The organism is Bartonella sp. AA89HNZF (assembly GCF_042196905.1).
Taxonomy (GTDB): domain Bacteria; phylum Pseudomonadota; class Alphaproteobacteria; order Rhizobiales; family Rhizobiaceae; genus Bartonella.
In genome coordinates, this window is sequence record NZ_JBHIRD010000130.1 from 1 (window position 1) to 315 (window position 315).

Below are 315 nucleotides of genomic sequence, written 5' to 3' on the forward strand. Positions count from 1 at the left end.
TTATTTCGTTTAATTTGACAGATACGAGTGAAAAAATTGAACTCTTTCGTGGTATCCTTCTTCATATTTACGATACTTTGAAAATAATGAATCTAAGTGTTGTTGCAAAGTTTTCTCCATTTCTTGTAGCAACTGAAAAAAGGGGGATTTTGGTCAAGAAAGGAACGATACTTCAATTTTCTCATGCGGGCAAAGATGACGACGAAAACCTTCGCATATATAAGACTCCAGAGGACACCCCTACCAAGTTCGACATTGAACTTGAAGCAGGAAAAAATTATTATGTTTATGTTGTTCCTAAAGACGATAGCATCC

1 protein-coding gene is annotated in these 315 nt (G+C 35.6%); it reads left to right on the forward strand.

Annotated elements, in window-relative coordinates; translation table 11 throughout:
- A partial coding sequence (locus ACFIN0_RS10110; protein ID WP_375702493.1) for a hypothetical protein occupies window positions 1-315 on the forward strand: 315 nt, incomplete at both ends.